Source organism: Kitasatospora sp. NPDC050543 (assembly GCF_044457565.1).
Lineage (GTDB): Bacteria > Actinomycetota > Actinomycetes > Streptomycetales > Streptomycetaceae > Kitasatospora.
In genome coordinates this window covers 1-12,930 of sequence record NZ_JBITGZ010000066.1, presented here as the reverse complement: position 1 = coordinate 12,930, position 12,930 = coordinate 1, and the positions used below count along the sequence as shown (strand labels likewise).

Annotated in this window: 18 protein-coding genes; 11 read left to right on the top strand and 7 right to left on the bottom strand. The window is 68.8% G+C overall.

Translation table 11 applies throughout. From position 1 onward, the window contains the following. Positions 1-298: 298 nt before the first annotated feature. From ACIBH3_RS35300 to ACIBH3_RS35280, 5 genes are all read right to left on the bottom strand, one after another. Positions 299-1,188, bottom strand: a protein-coding gene (locus tag ACIBH3_RS35300) for an IS5 family transposase (protein ID WP_396316219.1) whose coding sequence is annotated in 2 segments (ribosomal slippage) — positions 299-834 and positions 834-1,188 — 891 coding nt in all. Because the reading frame shifts where the segments join, the coding sequence is not laid out codon by codon here. 4 nt (positions 1,189-1,192) lie between these two features. Continuing rightward, positions 1,193-1,333, bottom strand: a complete 141-nt coding sequence (locus ACIBH3_RS35295; protein ID WP_396316218.1) for a hypothetical protein — start codon at positions 1,331-1,333, stop codon at positions 1,193-1,195. 237 nt (positions 1,334-1,570) lie between these two features. Further along, entirely contained in the window at positions 1,571-1,744 is a 174-nt protein-coding gene (locus ACIBH3_RS35290; RefSeq protein ID WP_396316217.1) for a CsbD family protein, read from the bottom strand. A 198-nt stretch (positions 1,745-1,942) separates the two neighbouring features. Beyond that, positions 1,943-2,989, bottom strand: coding sequence for an SRPBCC family protein (locus ACIBH3_RS35285; protein ID WP_396316216.1), 1,047 nt, complete (start codon positions 2,987-2,989; stop codon positions 1,943-1,945). Positions 2,990-2,992: 3 nt separating this feature from the next. After that, positions 2,993-3,886, bottom strand: a complete 894-nt coding sequence (locus ACIBH3_RS35280; RefSeq protein ID WP_396316215.1) for a histone protein — start codon at positions 3,884-3,886, stop codon at positions 2,993-2,995. Positions 3,887-4,388: 502 nt separating this feature from the next. On the opposite strand from ACIBH3_RS35280, the gene ACIBH3_RS35275 reads away from it, so the two are divergent. The 8 genes from ACIBH3_RS35275 to ACIBH3_RS35240 all read left to right on the top strand — a co-directional run bounded on the left by ACIBH3_RS35275 (position 4,389) and on the right by ACIBH3_RS35240 (position 8,226). Further along, complete coding sequence (locus ACIBH3_RS35275; protein ID WP_396316214.1) at positions 4,389-4,775, top strand: gas vesicle protein; 387 nt, start codon at positions 4,389-4,391, stop codon at positions 4,773-4,775. Between the two features lie 70 nt (positions 4,776-4,845). Continuing rightward, positions 4,846-5,301: a gas vesicle structural protein GvpA gene (locus tag ACIBH3_RS35270; protein ID WP_396316213.1), complete on the top strand. Its 456-nt coding sequence runs from the start codon at positions 4,846-4,848 to the stop codon at positions 5,299-5,301. 1 nt (position 5,302) lies between these two features. Then, positions 5,303-6,016 (top strand): GvpL/GvpF family gas vesicle protein, encoded by a 714-nt coding sequence (locus tag ACIBH3_RS35265; protein WP_396316212.1) that lies wholly within the window; start codon positions 5,303-5,305, stop codon positions 6,014-6,016. A 13-nt stretch (positions 6,017-6,029) separates the two neighbouring features. Beyond that, positions 6,030-6,281 (top strand): gas vesicle protein GvpG, encoded by a 252-nt coding sequence (locus ACIBH3_RS35260; protein ID WP_396316211.1) that lies wholly within the window; start codon positions 6,030-6,032, stop codon positions 6,279-6,281. A gap of 31 nt (positions 6,282-6,312) precedes the next feature. Next, a complete protein-coding gene (locus tag ACIBH3_RS35255) occupies positions 6,313-6,750 on the top strand; it encodes a gas vesicle protein (RefSeq protein WP_396316210.1) in 438 nt (145 codons plus the stop codon). Continuing rightward, the gene (locus ACIBH3_RS35250) at positions 6,747-7,556 is read left to right on the top strand and encodes a GvpL/GvpF family gas vesicle protein (protein ID WP_396316209.1); all 810 of its coding nucleotides are present in this window, start codon (positions 6,747-6,749) and stop codon (positions 7,554-7,556) included. Before ACIBH3_RS35255 ends, ACIBH3_RS35250 begins: the two co-directional genes overlap by 4 nt. Further along, positions 7,553-7,798 (top strand): gas vesicle protein, encoded by a 246-nt coding sequence (locus ACIBH3_RS35245; RefSeq protein ID WP_396316208.1) that lies wholly within the window; start codon positions 7,553-7,555, stop codon positions 7,796-7,798. Before ACIBH3_RS35250 ends, ACIBH3_RS35245 begins: the two co-directional genes overlap by 4 nt. Beyond that, positions 7,795-8,226: a gas vesicle protein K gene (locus ACIBH3_RS35240; RefSeq protein ID WP_396316207.1), complete on the top strand. Its 432-nt coding sequence runs from the start codon at positions 7,795-7,797 to the stop codon at positions 8,224-8,226. Before ACIBH3_RS35245 ends, ACIBH3_RS35240 begins: the two co-directional genes overlap by 4 nt. 305 nt (positions 8,227-8,531) lie before the next feature. On the opposite strand, the gene ACIBH3_RS35235 is transcribed toward ACIBH3_RS35240, so the two are convergent. Next, entirely contained in the window at positions 8,532-8,843 is a 312-nt protein-coding gene (locus ACIBH3_RS35235; RefSeq protein ID WP_396316206.1) for a hypothetical protein, read from the bottom strand. An 825-nt stretch (positions 8,844-9,668) separates the two neighbouring features. On the opposite strand from ACIBH3_RS35235, the gene ACIBH3_RS35230 reads away from it, so the two are divergent. Next, complete coding sequence (locus ACIBH3_RS35230; protein WP_396316205.1) at positions 9,669-10,223, top strand: hypothetical protein; 555 nt, start codon at positions 9,669-9,671, stop codon at positions 10,221-10,223. Here the strand turns inward: ACIBH3_RS35230 and ACIBH3_RS35225 are convergent. After that, complete coding sequence (locus ACIBH3_RS35225) at positions 10,189-10,971, bottom strand: IS5 family transposase (RefSeq protein WP_396316204.1); 783 nt, start codon at positions 10,969-10,971, stop codon at positions 10,189-10,191. The two genes, ACIBH3_RS35230 and ACIBH3_RS35225, sit on opposite strands and share 35 nt — an antisense overlap. A gap of 368 nt (positions 10,972-11,339) precedes the next feature. On the opposite strand from ACIBH3_RS35225, the gene ACIBH3_RS35220 reads away from it, so the two are divergent. Both ACIBH3_RS35220 and ACIBH3_RS35215 read left to right on the top strand, forming a co-directional pair. Beyond that, on the top strand, positions 11,340-11,918 hold the full coding sequence (locus ACIBH3_RS35220) for a hypothetical protein (protein ID WP_396316203.1): 579 nt from the start codon (positions 11,340-11,342) through the stop codon (positions 11,916-11,918). After that, positions 11,915-12,496: a potassium channel family protein gene (locus ACIBH3_RS35215; protein ID WP_396316202.1), complete on the top strand. Its 582-nt coding sequence runs from the start codon at positions 11,915-11,917 to the stop codon at positions 12,494-12,496. Before ACIBH3_RS35220 ends, ACIBH3_RS35215 begins: the two co-directional genes overlap by 4 nt. The last annotated feature ends 434 nt before the right edge of the window (positions 12,497-12,930 follow it).

The window sequence follows — 12,930 nt, the reverse complement described above, 5'->3', positions numbered from 1 at the left end:
CTCGGATACGCCCGTCTGTCCATGCGCCGCAGAACATCACCCGAACCCCGACTGGCACGCCAGTACGGCCGACGTTCACACGTACGAGTGATCACCAACCGAGAGAAACAGGACTTAACGTCCACTTAGGTGTGTGCGATCGAGCGGCTACTGCGCTGCGGCGGGGCTGCCCTTGGCTGGAGAGCGCAATCGTGATGGGCTGGTGCCTCGCCGTGCCGAGGTTGCCAGAGCCGCCCCTGTGGTGGCGGTCTGTGCCGCTGGGGCGGGTATCAGGTGCTAGGCCGTGTCTGACAAATGATCATCTGGCCGGTTCGCGGAGCCAGAGGATCAGGGAGGCCAGGACGAGTCCGGCGCGGTAGCGGGTGGCGAGCTTGTCGAATCGGGTGGCGATGGCGCGGAACTGCTTCAGGCGGGCGAAGCATCGTTCGACCACGTTGCGGTCGCGGTAGGCGGTCCGGTCGAAGGCGGGTGGCCGACCGCCGAGGGTTCCGCGCCGTCGGCGGTTGGCGACCTGGTCGCGGCGCTCGGGGATCGTGGCCACGATGCCCCGGCGCCGCAGCAGGTGGCGGATCGCCCTGCTGGAATAGGCCTTGTCGCCCAGCACACGATCCGGTGTCGTGCGCGGCCGGCCCGTGGTGGCGCGAGGGATGCGGATCCCGTCGAGGACCTGGACGAACGCGGTGGCGTCGTTGACGTTGCCGGGCGTGAGCACGATCGACAGCGGCAGGCCCAGGCCGTCGACGACGAGATGGACCTTGGTGGTCAGCCCGCCTCGGGACCGGCCGAGGGCCTGGCGCGCCTGCGAGCTGCCCGGATCTTCCAGTTCGTCCCCGTCTGCGTCCCCCTTTTGCGGGCGCCGGCCGCGTGCTGGTGAGCGCGGTTGACCGTGGAGTCGACCGAGACCGTCCATTCCACCCGGCCCACCGCGTCGTCGCGGACCTGGACGTGCTCCAGCAGCCTCGCCCACGTGCCGTCCGCCTCCCAGCGGGCGAACCGCTCGTAGACCGTCTGCCACGGCCCGTACCGCTCAGGGAGATCACGCCACGGAGCCCCGGTCCGAAGCCGCCACAGCACGCCGTTGACCACCTGCCGGTGATCACGCCACGGACGGCCACGCCCATCCACCTGCGGCAACAGGGGCTCTGTTCGCTCCCATGCCGCATCCGTCAGCTCACCTCTGCCAGCCACAAGATCAATTATGGGTGGAGTTCTGGCCCGGATCGGGCGCGGGGGTCGGCACGAAGATGCTCAGCCGGTAGGTGGTCGGCTGGATCAGGCGCCCACAGAACGTGTCGACTCGCACCGTCGTCCAGTCGATCTGCCTGTCCGCCACTCGGAGACTCTGGACGTGAGAACGCCACTCTGACTCGTCCTGGGTCTCGAAGAGCACCTCCCAACGGCCCGCGTCGGGCGCGAAGCGAGCGGCAGCCCGCCGCGCATCGTCCTGCTGCTGACGCCTTCTCTTCCGCTGCCCTGGCACCGGCTCAGCATCGCCAGCTTCCACCGCCACTGCAAGGCCATTACCCATCGCCCGAGACCAGCGCGACGCTGATCATTTGTCAGACACGGCCTAGTGCTTCAGCGCATCCTTGGCCTTCTGGCCCGCCTGCGCCAGGTCGCCCTTGACCTGCTGGGCCTTGCCCTTCGCAACGAGGCTCTCATTGCCGACGGTCTTGCCGGTGGCTTCCTTGGCCTTGCCCGTGGCGGTTCCGGCAGTGTGCTTGATCTTCTTCTTCGCGCTCATGCGGTCCTCCTTGGCGAAGCGTGCGGCCTCCCCGCTCCTGCCCGTATTTAGGCCAACATAGGCTGTTGGGGACGAAATGCCCTATAGGCGCAAGGCTACACACCGCCCGTCGGTCGGGGGATACCCAGCACCTCGCGGTTCCGCCCGGAGCGGGGCGCTGCGCCTCTCCGGTGGGCAACCGCGGTCCATGGTCCGGTGCTACCGGTCGTCGTCGTAGTACTCCTCTTCCTCCTCGTACTCCTCTTCCTCGGGCTCCTCGCCGTCGGGCGCCTCGTCTTCCCCCTCGTACTCGCTCTCGTCGTCTTCGGCGTACTCCTCCTCGGGTTCCTCTCCGTTGTCTTCGTCGTACTCGTCCGCGGCTTCGCCTTCGTCGTCGTACTGGCTCTCTTCGTACTCCTCTTCCTCGGGCTCCTCGTTCTGGGCGGCTTCTTCCTCCTCCATGGCTTCGTCGTGGGTGCGGACGACTTCGCCGTCGCGGATCTCTCCGCGCCAGCCCTCTGCTTCGTCGTTGGTGAGAGAGACATGCCGCTGGAAGTTCTTGAAGTCCAGGCGCAGACGCCGGCCCTGGGCGCGCCAGATGTTGCCGGTCTTCTCGAAGAAACCGTTGGGGTAGTACTCGACGACGAGGACGATGCGGGTCAGGTTCGGAGTGAGCTCGTGGAAGCTGACGGCCCCGCGGGTGGAGCCCTTGGCTCCTTCGGAGGCCCACACGATGCGCTCGTCCGGTATCTGTTCCTGGACGGTCGCCTTGAAGCTGCGCTTCGAGGGCCCGACCTTGACCTTCCAGTCGGTGGTGACCTCGTCGCCCTGCGAGACGTCTTGCACACCCTTGGCGAAGCCGCTGAAGTCCTCGTACTGGGTCCAGTGGTCGTAGGCGGTCCGCAGGGGCACACCGACGTCCAGGGTCTCGACGATGTTCATGGCCTTCTTGCCGGCCTTGCGGCCGGGCTTGCCGCCACCGCCGAAGGTCTCCTTGACCTTGTCGACGACCTTGTCCTTGATGCCCTTGGCCTTTTCGCTGAGGAAAGCCTTGGCCGGTGAGTCCCCCTTCAGGATGCGGGCACCCACCTTGGGCAGCACACCGCCGCTCTCGGCGACGTCGCCGAGTTGGCCGGTGAGGTCGGAGACCTTGTCGCCGGCCTTCTCGACCAGGTGCTCCATCTGGGCACCGAGATATTTGACGGCTTCCTCGCGCAGTCGGTCGATGCCCGACTTGTCCGCGGACTTCTCCTCCGTGGCGGCCATGGCTCACCTCCGCCGGGTGCGCGTGGACGGCTTGGCGGCGGTGCTCTTGCTCGCGGCCGCCTTCCTGCCCGTAGCGGCCTTCTTGGCCGGTGCGGTCTTCTTCGCCGGTGCGGCCGCCTTCTTGCCCGCGGGCTTCGCGGCGGCCGTCTTGGAGGCGGGGGAGCGACCCGGCGACCGCTTGGCCGGGGGACTGGTCTCGGCCGGAGCCTTCTTCGCTGCCGGGGCCGTCTTCTTCGCCGACGGTGCGGCTTTCTTGGCGGGCTTGCGAGCCGGGGTCTTGGGCGCGGATTCCTTGGGCGCGGACTCCTTGGTCGCAGCGCGGGAGGACCGCGGCTGCTCGTCGGAGGAGGGGGTGGAGCGACGTCGGCGTGCTGGCCGGGGCGGGCGCGGCTGTTCCTTGGCTTCGGGCTCCTCCTCCGGCTCTTCCTCCTCCGGCTCTTCCTCCGGTTCCTCCTCGGCCTCGAAGTCGTCCTCCGGCTCTTCGCCGTCCTCAGCCTCGAAGTCCTCCGGTTCCTCCTCGCCTTCCTCCGGTTCGTACTCGTCCTCGTACTGTTCCTCTTCCTCCTCCTCATCGGCCGGCTTCGGTTTGCCGACGTTGAGGGTGCGCTCGCGCAGGGTGTCGGCGAACTCGCCGATGCGGCGGTTGGCGGCCGCGACGACCGCCTTCTTGCCGGCCTCCATCAGCTCGCCGCGGACCTGTTCGTTCAGCTCGGCGACTTGCGGGACCTCGCTGAGCTTGCGCAGGCCTTCGGTGGCGAGCTGGCGCGGGTCCAGGCCGAACCGGCGGCCCGCCAGGTAGGTGGCGGCGGCGAACGCGAGGCGTCCCTTCTTCGCACGTCCGAGCACGTATCCGCCTGCGACGGCGGCGGCCAGGGCGACCTTGGTGGTGTCCTTCATGGGGGTCATCTCTCTCCGGCACGGGCCCCTTCTCAAGGGATCGGCTCGGCACCGGCGAAGGGGCCCACATGATGCCGTTGCCCGGCGCAGGCCCAGCCTCACTTCCTGCGCGTCAGGCGCACAAGAAGGGAGGCGGCACCCGTCCACAGCGGTGCGTCAGTTGCGGCCGCCCACTGCCGCATCCGAGGGCTGAACCGCCCGGCGCGGGCCACACCAAACCTCGAGTCCATATGCCCTGTGCCGGCTACGGCTCCCGTATCTCCAGTCTGGTCAAGACACCGCCGCAGCGCACCCGGAGAGTCGAAATTCTGCGCACGGCATGGCCTCGCGCAACTCGACGCCGCGTGACCCGCTGGACACACCCCCACCCGACGCCTACCCATGCCGAACGGGTGAATTGCTCCTGTTCATGGCCAAATCGCCGGATACTATGAGGACATAATCGCGTGGATGGAACCCGGCACGGCGCAGCAGGGCGCGGTCTCCGAATCGGAGAAGGAACATGGCCGCAGGCAAGGAGGACGGCGCGAGGCCCCGTAGGTCCGCCGGGTCCGCCGGGGCGCACCCGGCGCCCCGGCGCACCGCCACCCGCCGCTCGCAGGATGAGGCACCCGTACGTCCCCGCCGACGTCTCTCCGCGGCGCGCGCCATGCGCAACGCCGCCGAGCAGCTGGCGGAACTCCTCGGCCGTGTCCCCGAGTCGGTGTCGGCGCTTAAGCCCACCGAGGAAGGCTGGCAGGCCGACGTGGAGGTGGTGGAGCTGGAACGCATCCCCGAGACGACCAGCGTGCTGGGCACCTACCGGGTGACCCTCGATGAGGAGGGCGAACTGCTGTCCTACGAGCGGATCCGCCGCTACACCCGCGGACAGATCGACCGCCGCACCTGACAACCCCGCGCCGCGACGGAGCGAACGCATCCGCTTCGACCGCGACGGCGGGCCGGCGAAGGGAGGCACCGTGACCGTGGTGCCGCAAAGCTCGGCCAGCGTTTCCCGCAGCGGGAACACCGGCAATCTCTACGACATCCTCGAACTGATCCTCGACCGCGGCCTGGTCATCGACGTCTTCATCCGGGTCTCCCTGGTCGGCATCGAGATCCTCAAGATCGACATCCGGATCGTCGTCGCCAGCGTCGACACCTACCTGCGCTTCGCCGAGGCCTGCAACCGCCTCGACCTGGAAGCCGGGCGCAAAGCACCGGCCCAGCTCACCGACATCGTCGGAGAGGCCACCGAAGGCGGAGCCAAGGGCAAGAGCAAGGGCGCACTCAGCGGCGCCGTCGAAGCCGTCACCGACACCCTCCACCTGGGACGCGACAAGGACGAGGACGAGGACCAGGAGGAGGAGAAGGAACCCGCGCCGAAACGCACCCGGCCTACCACCCGCCGGCCCACCAGGCGACGGGAGGAATGACATGACCGTCTACGTCTACTCCATCACCGCCGCCACCCACCCCCGCAACCTCGACGGCCTCACCGGCGTCGGACCCGACCCCACCGCGCTGCGCACCGTGAGCGCCGGACCGCTGTGCGCCACCGTCAGCGACGCGCCGCCGGAGCTACGACCCAAACGCCGCGACCTCATCGCCCACCAGGCCGTCCAGGAACGCCTCATGGCCGACGGCACCGTCCTGCCCCTGCGCTTCGGCCTCACCGCCCCCGACGACGACGCCGTGCGCGCCGCCCTCGAACAGCGTCACGACGAATACACCCAGCGCCTGACCGACCTCGAAGGCTGCGCCGAGTACCACCTCAAGGCCGCCATCGACGAGGACACACTGCTGCGACAGATCCTGCAGGAGTCGCCCGAGGCCCGACAGCTCAACGACCACATCAAAGCCGGCAACAGCAGCCCGGACCTGCCGCTCGCCCTCGGCGAACTCGTCGCCCAGGAAGTCCTGGCCCGCCACCACGCCCTGGCCGCCGGCATCACCGAGGCACTGCGCCCCCACGCCCGCCAGGAGCGCATCTCCGAGCCCACCGGAGGAGACTTCCTGAACATCTCCTTCCTGGTCGACGACGACCACCGGGAACTGTTCCTCACTGCCGAGAAGGGCCTCATCAGCGAACTCGGCGCGGAGTTCGACTTCCGACTGCACGGCCCCCTGCCCGCCTACAGCTTCGTCTGAAAGGCGCGAACCCATGGGCCTGCTCACCCAGATCCTCACCTTCCCGCTGGCACCCGTGCGCGGCACCCTCTGGGTGCTGGAACGCGTCGTCGAGACCGCCGAGAACGAGTACTACGACCCCGCGCCCGTCGAACGAGAACTCGCCGACCTGGAAAGAGCCCTCCTCGCCGGACAGATCGACGAGGAGACGTTCGACCGCCGCGAGGACGAACTCCTCGACCGCCTCGACGAGATCAGAGCCCACACCCAACGAAACGCCCAGTGACCCGCAGCGAGCGAACGGAGGGCAGCACACCGTGACAGACCCCATAGCCAACCGCCTCGGCTCCCTCCCCTCCCGATCCGCCCCGCCCTACAACCAGCCCTCCTCCGCCAATCTCGCCGACATCCTGGAACGCGTCCTCGACAAAGGCATCGTCATCGCCGGCGACATCCAGATCAACCTCCTCGACATCGAACTGCTCACCATCAAGCTGCGCCTGCTCATCGCCTCGGTCGACAAGGCCAAGGAGATGGGCATCGACTGGTGGGAACACGACCCCTCGCTCTCCTCCCACGCCCACGTGGCCCCCTCGCTCGAAGAGGAGAACCGGCGCCTGCGCGAACAGATCGAGGTACTGCGTGCCGGCGCCGCCCTGCCGCCCGCAGACGAGCCCGAAGACAGTGGCGCGCCGAGCCGGGCGCGCCCGAAGCGGTCCACCACTCGCGCCCGGCCCACCCGAGGTGAGCCATGACCGCAGGGCTGCTCACCTACGTCTACGCCGTCGCCCGGGACTCTGCCGCCACCCTGGTCCACGCGTTGGACGCCGCCACCGGCGTCGCCGGCTCACCCGTCCACCTCGTGCCGTCCACCGAGGACGCCGCTCTGGTGGCAGTCGTCAGCCCCGTCGCCGAGGACGACTTCCACGAAGCAGCGCTGCGCCGGCACCTCGAGGACCTCGCCTGGCTCGAAGCATTCGCCCGAGCGCACCACGGCGTGATCGAGGCCCTCGCGACGCACACCACCGTTCTCCCCCTGCGCCTTGCGACTGTCTACCGCGACGAGGACCGGGTACGCGCCATGCTCCACGAGCGCCAGGCGCTGTTCCTGGACAGACTGGAGCGCCTGGAGGACCACGTCGAGATGGGCGTCAAGCTCTACACCGACGTCTCGCCCGACCCCACGCCCCCGGCGGGACCTTCGCCCGACACGCCGCTCAGCCCAGGGCGTGCCTACCTACGCCACCGCCGCGCGGAGCAACACTCACGAGACGACGCCCAGCGGGCGGCCGAGCGAGCAGCCGAGCGGATCGAGGCCGCTGCCCGCACCCACGCCGTCGAGCGGGCCCGCCACCGCATCCAGGAAGGCGAGCTGGCCACCGGCCCCGGGACGAACGTCAGCAACGACGCCTACCTCGTACCCACCGCCCACGCCGACGCGTTCCGTACAGAGGCCACGCACGCCACCGACGGCCTCACCGGAGTACGCGTCGACGTCACCGGTCCATGGGCCCCCTACTCCTTCGCCACCCTCCCCGACCCGGACGAGAACGCACCGTGAACACCCCCACCGCCGAGCCGGCCCGCACCAGGACGCCCCTGCCACAGCGACAGGTCGCCCTCATCGACCTGCTGGACCGCCTGCTCAGCGGCGGAGTGGTCCTCACCGGTGACATCGTCCTGTCCATCGCGGACATCGACCTCGTCAGGATCTCGCTGCGCGCCCTCATTGTGTCGATCAACGAACAGAATCCCACCCCCTGGGCCGGCGCCGGTCCCGCCAGGCGAACGGGGACTCCATGACAGCCGGCCCACCCGGTCCCTCCGACCGCTTCGACGAAGTCGCCCAAGCCGCCGCCCGTGCCTTCCAGCTTCTGCCGGCCACCCCGCACGACAGTGCGCCCGCGGCCCGGTCCCCGCGGCAGGTGCCGCGACGGATCACCACCGACCCCGAGACGGTCGAACGGGACCTGATGAAGCTCGTCCTGACGATCGTCGAGCTTCTGCGACAGCTCATGGAACGCCAGGCCCTCCACCGCGTCGAAGTTGGCGACCTCACCGAGGAGCAGGAGGAGGACCTGGGAGCCACACTCATGGCCCTGCACGACCGCATGTCCCAGCTCTGCAACCAGTACGGGCTGACCATGCAGGACCTCAACCTCGACCTGGGGCCCCTGGGACCCCTCCTGCCACCGGCCGAACCACCAACCTGGAAGGACGGCGGGTTGTGAGCACCGGCACATGCGCTGCGGGTGGTCCGTTGCGGTCCTGGCGCCAAGCGAGACGCAGGCCCGACCGCGGGGGAGACAGCCGGTTCTTCACGGCGCGGGCCATGACGACCCTGATTGAGCCTCCGCACGCCTGGGCGAGCCGAGGTCGGACCAAGCCGGCAGGGTCCCAGTCAGCCGCGGTTGCACCCGGCTGGTTGAAGGGGCGCGACCGGCTGACGCCTGCGGCCGCGGGGCCATCGGCGGCGCGTTGCTGCCTGTCCTCAGTGGGCGTGCCTGAGCTGGGTTCCGGTGACGAGGAGGAGGGCTCATGGTCCTGCCTCTCCTTGTCGCAGGTGGGGAGTGCGCTGGTCGGTGGCGCCACTGGTGGTGGAGCTGTCCCGGGCCGGCTCGTGGGGGTGTCGCGCGCAGCCGCTGTGGTGCCGGGGATCGAGGGCGTCGCGCAGGGCGGGTAGGTCGGTGAGGGCGGCTTGTTCGGCGAAGCGGGCGAGCAGCCGGCGCAGGACGCGCTCGTCGCGGTCGCGGACGGCTTCGGTGAGGGCGGCCAGCAGCGACGCCCGCGTGGCCAGGGGGTGTGGGGCGGGTTGGCGTACTCCTGTTGCGAGCTGTCGCCCTTGCATCGCCGGTCCTCCCGTCCGTTGATGGTGCCGCTCGTGGTCCTGGTCCGCGCGGTGTGGCCTGCCCCGTCGCGGGCCGAAGAATATCTTCTCCTCAAACGCAGGAAAATCTATGTTGACGGGAGTAGACATTGCCCAGTGTCGTGGCTAATGTTTCTCTCGTAGACGAGGTCAGGCAGTACCCGCCAGACACGAACTGGCGGGCGTTAGTGAACGGAAGTTTGCAGGTCGGCACGGTTGTGGGGTTCTGAAGCCAAGGTTGGTGCAGGACGGCGACAGGACCGGCGGCCGGGCCGGTGGCCCGCAGTGATCAGGGGTCACCACCGTTGGCAGTTACTGCAGTTGCACTGAGCGGTATCTCAGCAAAGGCGCCAGGCTGCGGGCGCGCGTGCTGGGAGGTCCAGGCAGTGGGGTTCCAAGCCAGGGAAAGTGCAGGACGGGCGACGGGGCTGGCTGCCGGACGCAGTGACCCGCGATGGCCACCGCAGCAGTACCAGATAGTTCGCAGTTCAGCAGTATCGAGCAGTACCCGTGTGATGAACCGGCAGTACAGACAGAGGATGAACGGAGGGGACAGAGCGCCATCAGGATCGCCCGGCCCGTGAGGTTGTTGTCCGGGCGGACACCGCAGACCCCCCAGCTACGAAGGACGGTGGTTTCCGGTCACGCATACGCGATCCCCGCACGCCCCCCTCCCCCGGGGAGTTGCGGACCTAAGAAGCCGTTGTTTTCCGAATCTGATCGGTGAGTTTCTGCAGGTCAGGCATGAAGTCCTTCGTAGCGAGGCAGAGTCGGGCCGTCGGATTGTCTCGTCGGTGGAGGTGCCGGATGCCGTCGGTGTTGGGTCTGCTGGAGGAGCGGGAGCTGGCCGCGCGCGAGCGTGTGGACGGGCTTCGGGAGGAAGCCGACCGGGTCTTGGCCGAGCTGGCCGAGGCTGAGACGGACTGGGAGGACTGGGTCGTCGCCCGGCAGCGCGTCGGGCAGGTCCTGTCCGCGCCGCGGGCGGAGCCGGCGGCGAAGGTGGACAGTGAGTCTCCGCAGACGTCGGCCACCTGCGAGCCGGTGGAGACCGCGCCCGAGGTCGTGCCACCGCAGGCGGCGCGTGCGGGTTCGGTCGTGCCGGTATGGCGGCCCGGGTTGCCGGTGGGCTCACTGGCGGTGGACTACCAGCGCATCATGGCCTTGCTGATCGAGCACCGCCACGCAGGCGGGAGCGGGATGATGAGCTGTCAGGAGATCACGGCCGAAATCGGATCGGATGTGGTCTCGGCCCAGGTTGAAGGCGTGCGGGTGAAGGCGAAGCGGCTGGTGGGCCGGGGCTGGCTGGCCGAGCCAGCCCCGGGCAGGTTCACCCTGGCAGCCGGGCCAGCCGCCGCGTCATGAGCATCGTCATCGACCACAGCACCATCTGCTCGTGGACGGCGGGCAGCGTCTCGTAGTCGCGCACCAAACGGCGCGTGCGCACCAGCCAGCTCAACGTGCGCTCCACCACCCACCGGCGCGGCAGCACCACGAATCCTGCGGCGTCGTCGCTGCGCTTGACGATCTGCAGTGTCAGCTGGAGCTTCTCGGCCGCCCAGGTCACCAGCTGGCCCGCGTAGCCGCCGTCGGCCCACACATGAGTGATCCTCGTGAAGCGCGAGCGCAGGCGATCCAACAGCGGCCGGGCGGCGTCACGGTCCTGCACGCTGGCGGCGGTGACGATCACGGCCAGCAGCAGGCCGAGAGCGTCGACGACCACATGCCGTTTGCGGCCCGGCGTTCGCTTCCCGCCGTCCCACCCGGACGTGGCCCGCGGCACGGCCGCAGACGCGCGGACCGTCTGCGAGTCGACGATCGCCGCAGTGGGCTCCGGATCCCGTCCGGCGTCCTCGCGGACCAGGCCGCGCAACCGGTCGTGCAGCTCGGACAGCAGTCCCGAGACACGCCAACGCCGGGCGAAGGCGTAGACCCGGTCCCAGGCGGGGAAGTCCAGCGGCATTGCCCGCCAGGTGATGCCGCCCGCGACCAGGTACCGGACCGCGTCGACCATCTGCCGGTGGCAGTACCCCTCCGGCTGGCCGCCCCGCCCCTCCAGCCACGGCGGCACGGGCATCGCGTCGCGGACCACCGCCCACTCCCCGTCCCTCATGTCGGAGGGATACCTCGGCCTCCTGTGCGGCCGGTCCCCGGCGTTCCCGAACCGGTGCGCGAGGCAGTCACACTCAGGAGCGGCAGAGTTGGAGCCAGCCTCGACAGGGGCGTACAACTGCGACATCAGGGCCTCCCGGCGGGCTCGACGGCTTCGACAGCCCCGAGCTGCACCACGGGCTCTGTCTTCATGCGCGCCCGGACCCAACACCACCCGACCGAGCCACCACACTCGAACCCGCGCCCATCATGATCGATAGAGCAGCAGGCTTCTGAACAGCTAAAATAGGACAGCAAGCCCATCGAGCAGGCCTGGCTGCACCCTCCGCCAGGTCTTGATCTCGGTCACTCGGCTGCGAAGGACACCCCATGACGTCGGAGACCACGCCGGTCGCGCAATCCGGGCAGGAATCGGTAGTCATCGCCAGCTTCGACAACCACCGTCGCGCCGAACACATGCTGGCGTCGCTCGGGCGAGGCTTCCGCGCAAAGGCCCGCAAGGGCGGCGCGACTGCTGTAGTGATCAGAGGAAACGCCGACGGCTCGCTGAAACTGACTCAGTCTCGCGTGCTGACGGCCAGCGGTTTTGCGAACGCCCTGTTGCGCATCTCCCTCTCATGGACGGTCGGATTCATGGGCCTCTTCTCCACGCTGAAAGGAGCAGAGGTCGGGGCGCACGCCGCTGAAGTGCGTAAAGGACACGTCCGATCCAACGAGCAGCAAGCCCACAGGATCCTCGCTGCAGCCGGCCCCCATGCCGCCATCACGCTGGTTCGCTGCAAGGACGCAGACACACGGCAGATGGTCGCCGCGGCAGCGGCCGAACGTGCGAAGTACACCTGGGATGGCTCGCTCACAGAGTTTCTCGCCGCCCTCGACCCCGGCAGTGCTCACGATTGGGTGCGCGCCGCTGTCGGTGAGCCCTCCAACACACACCGCGACCAATGACTGACAGCGCCGGCCCCGGGCCGGACACCCGGCGAGAGGTCAGACCCCCGCGCCGCATGATCGTGCGGGCTGTTCTGCGGATCGTGGGATCCGGCACCGCGCTGGTGACCTTGTACTTTCTGCTGCCCCTGGACCGCTCCTCGACCTGGTCCGCCGTCACGATGCTGGTAGTCGGGCTGGTGGTGTTCGTCGGATTGGTCGCGTTTCAGGTCCGCTCGATCATCCGGTCACCGTTCCCGGGACTGCGGGCCGTCGAAGCCCTGGCCACCAGCGTTCCGTTGTTCCTGCTGCTGTTCGCCAGCGCCTATGTCGTCATGGCCGCGATGTCGGCCGGTAACTTCGGCGGGCCGCTGACCCACACCGACGGGCTGTACTTCGCCGTCACCATCTTCTCGACGGTCGGGTTCGGCGACATCACGGCCAAGAGCCAGGCGGCTCGGCTTGTGGTCACCGGGCAGATGATCGCTGATCTCGTCGTCCTCGGGCTTGCGATCAAGATCATCATGGGTGCTGTCAGTCGGCGCCGGCAACCGGGAGGCGCCTCAGGCGTACAGCCCCCCGAGGATGTCCACCGCTAGGAGCGTGGGTCAGTAACGAGCAAGCGGCCCTGGCGGCCGCGAACGGTGGATCGGTCGCGGCTGCCCCGCCAGCACTCGTCGGGCTCCGACTGGGTCCCGCTCATCAGCGTCCGGCCGGTAGAGCCCAGATCGGGGAGACTCGGCTGGCCAGGGCAAACCCGGCGTGTCGGAAGATCCTGTGGAGCTGTGGCAGGCGGGCAAACCTCCTGACGCCCGGATGGAGACACCCACGAACCGCACGGGATGCCACGCCCTCATGCCCTGGCGCCGGGAAATCACCCGACCGAGTCATCACACTCGAATGGGCGCTCACCATGATCGATAGAGCAACGGCTTCTAAGCTTGATCTTTAACCTCGTGCGGCGAGATGGGCTTGGAGTGTGGGTTCGCGTTTGACGGTCTTGCCGACGTCGTGGCGGGGCGCCGGCTTGCGG

Coding starts and splice junctions, on each gene's coding strand:
- ACIBH3_RS35290 (WP_396316217.1), bottom strand. CDS start 1,744: ATGAGCGCGAAGAAGAAGATCAAGCACACTGCCGGAACCGCCACGGGC.
- ACIBH3_RS35285 (WP_396316216.1), bottom strand. CDS start 2,989: ATGGCCGCCACGGAGGAGAAGTCCGCGGACAAGTCGGGCATCGACCGA.
- ACIBH3_RS35280 (WP_396316215.1), bottom strand. CDS start 3,886: ATGAAGGACACCACCAAGGTCGCCCTGGCCGCCGCCGTCGCAGGCGGA.
- ACIBH3_RS35275 (WP_396316214.1), top strand. CDS start 4,389: ATGGCCGCAGGCAAGGAGGACGGCGCGAGGCCCCGTAGGTCCGCCGGG.
- ACIBH3_RS35265 (WP_396316212.1), top strand. CDS start 5,303: ATGACCGTCTACGTCTACTCCATCACCGCCGCCACCCACCCCCGCAAC.
- ACIBH3_RS35260 (WP_396316211.1), top strand. CDS start 6,030: ATGGGCCTGCTCACCCAGATCCTCACCTTCCCGCTGGCACCCGTGCGC.
- ACIBH3_RS35250 (WP_396316209.1), top strand. CDS start 6,747: ATGACCGCAGGGCTGCTCACCTACGTCTACGCCGTCGCCCGGGACTCT.
- ACIBH3_RS35240 (WP_396316207.1), top strand. CDS start 7,795: ATGACAGCCGGCCCACCCGGTCCCTCCGACCGCTTCGACGAAGTCGCC.
- ACIBH3_RS35235 (WP_396316206.1), bottom strand. CDS start 8,843: ATGCAAGGGCGACAGCTCGCAACAGGAGTACGCCAACCCGCCCCACAC.
- ACIBH3_RS35230 (WP_396316205.1), top strand. CDS start 9,669: ATGCCGTCGGTGTTGGGTCTGCTGGAGGAGCGGGAGCTGGCCGCGCGC.
- ACIBH3_RS35225 (WP_396316204.1), bottom strand. CDS start 10,971: ATGAGGGACGGGGAGTGGGCGGTGGTCCGCGACGCGATGCCCGTGCCG.
- ACIBH3_RS35220 (WP_396316203.1), top strand. CDS start 11,340: ATGACGTCGGAGACCACGCCGGTCGCGCAATCCGGGCAGGAATCGGTA.
- ACIBH3_RS35215 (WP_396316202.1), top strand. CDS start 11,915: ATGACTGACAGCGCCGGCCCCGGGCCGGACACCCGGCGAGAGGTCAGA.